Annotated in this window: 2 protein-coding genes; one reads left to right on the top strand and one right to left on the bottom strand. The window is 36.4% G+C overall.

Translation table 11 applies throughout. From position 1 onward, the window contains the following. Positions 1 to 91 precede the first annotated feature (91 nt). Positions 92 to 454: a hypothetical protein gene (locus HMPREF0083_RS12565; protein ID WP_021621779.1), complete on the bottom strand. Its 363-nt coding sequence runs from the start codon at positions 452 to 454 to the stop codon at positions 92 to 94. A 175-nt stretch (positions 455 to 629) separates the two neighbouring features. Between HMPREF0083_RS12565 and HMPREF0083_RS12560 the strand changes: the two genes are divergently transcribed. Continuing rightward, positions 630 to 1160: a hypothetical protein gene (locus HMPREF0083_RS12560; protein ID WP_040302617.1), complete on the top strand. Its 531-nt coding sequence runs from the start codon at positions 630 to 632 to the stop codon at positions 1158 to 1160. The last annotated feature ends 118 nt before the right edge of the window (positions 1161 to 1278 follow it).

Here is a 1278-nt window from a genome sequence, read left to right as displayed (position 1 = left end):
CTTCCACCTTATGGATAATCAACAGGCGTGTTTTACAATGTTAGATTTGTGTAAGGATAATTTGTCACACGTTTTCAAAGCCGCTTTTCAGTTACTTTGCACGGGGCTTTTCGAATATATGATAAATAATAGCGATAAATCCACCGTAAAATATGATAGTAAAGGCGATAGTAAACCATGAAAAATCTGTATCCACGAAAACTCCGATACACATGAAAAAGGATGCGGCAATGAAAACAATCCCCAGTCCTCTCTGCCTCTCGCGATAGTGTATAATTCCGTTTAGAAGCGCTCCCAGACCTAGCGAAAGCAACGCCCATTCGGATAAACGCAAGTAGCCATATGTTTTCATCATAAGGTGAGGAGAATCGGCTGCGTTTTGTATGGAAAGGAGAAGTGGAGCCAGTAATAAAAAGAACCCCGGAATAAAATACCGCACTTTCAGTTTTTTCATTTTCAGCCACCTTTCTTATTATAAATATGCTTTAATAAATTGATATTCTATTATGGTAGGAAATAAGATTATACAGGAAAAATATACCATATTCTTTTGTGTGTTGGGATTATTATACATTAAAATTCTGGATTTATGTTGAAAGTAAAAAATGATAGAAAGAGAGTTGTGGGAAATGATGTTACCGATTCCTACCCATTTAAAGACATTACTCCATCCGCAAGGGGAGGACAATCATGAGTTTTATGTTGCAGGAAACATCATTTGTTCCTGTGGGGAAGAGCATTTTGAAATTTATTATGTTGGGGATGTAATTAATAATATTGTAGTGGTTTGTACGCATGCAGGTTACCATTACTTAACAATTGCTGTGAAATGTAGCAAATGTGGAAAGCTTCATTTAATATTTGACGAGAACCAACATGGTTGGAACGGCTTTGTATGTAGAGAAACAGACGTACCTGTGTATGAGCCTTTTCAATTATGGAGATGTCCGAAATGCGAGGGAAATATCCATAAACTTTCCGTTCATTTGCATTCTGAAGGTAAAAATGATTTTATTGAGGAAATCGGTTTTGAAACAGAAGGAGAGGGCGTGGTTACAGAAGAAGATTGGGTAAATGGATTTAGCTGGATTACCATTTCGACACAATGTACCCATTGCCAATTTGAAGATCCTAAATGGATTGATTATGAAACGATGTAAGTAAACGTGGGATAAAGCGTCCTTATTTTTTTCTGAATCTTCTCCTTCTAACCACGCTATCTTGTCAAAATATTAAGTGTAATATCATACCTGTTGATTATCCATAAGGTGGAAGAAA

The organism is Aneurinibacillus aneurinilyticus ATCC 12856 (assembly GCF_000466385.1).
GTDB lineage: Bacteria > Bacillota > Bacilli > Aneurinibacillales > Aneurinibacillaceae > Aneurinibacillus > Aneurinibacillus aneurinilyticus.
The sequence above is the reverse complement of the archived record's forward strand: the minus strand, read 5'-3'. Positions and strand labels throughout refer to the sequence as shown.